Here is a 424-nt window from a genome sequence, read left to right as displayed (position 1 = left end):
GGCGACGGCGTGGTGGCCGCGGACCAGACCCTGCAGCGGTTCACCGACGCGATCGTCGCCGCGGGCGGGCCGCGGTACGAGTGGCGGCAGATCGACCCGCGGGACCTGGCGGACGGTGGCGAGCCGGGCGGCAACATCCGGGTCGGGTTCCTGTTCAACCCGCGCCGGGTGTCGTTCGTGGACCGTCCGGGCGGCGACGCGACGACTGCGGTGTCCGTGGTGACGGAGCGCGGCAAGCCGCACCTGTCGGTCTCGCCCGGCCGGGTGGATCCGGGCAACGCCGCGTGGGCGAAGAGCCGCAAGCCGCTGGCCGGCGAGTTCGTCTTCCACGGCCACACCGTGTTCGTGATCGCCAACCACTTCAACTCCAAGGGTGGCGACCAGCCGACCCATGGGCGTTCCAGCCGCCGGCGCGGAGTTCGGA

General features: G+C 73.1%; 1 protein-coding gene. It reads left to right on the top strand.

The window, feature by feature from the left end:
* The coding region (locus tag I6F33_RS38030) for a hypothetical protein (RefSeq protein ID WP_225145803.1) at positions 1-424 on the top strand (424 nt) is incomplete at both ends.

This window comes from Bradyrhizobium sp. BRP20 (assembly GCF_020194215.1).
Classification (GTDB): Bacteria; Pseudomonadota; Alphaproteobacteria; order Rhizobiales; family Xanthobacteraceae; genus Bradyrhizobium; species Bradyrhizobium yuanmingense.
Note: the sequence above shows the minus strand (reverse complement) of the source record. Positions and strands in the feature narration are given on the sequence as shown.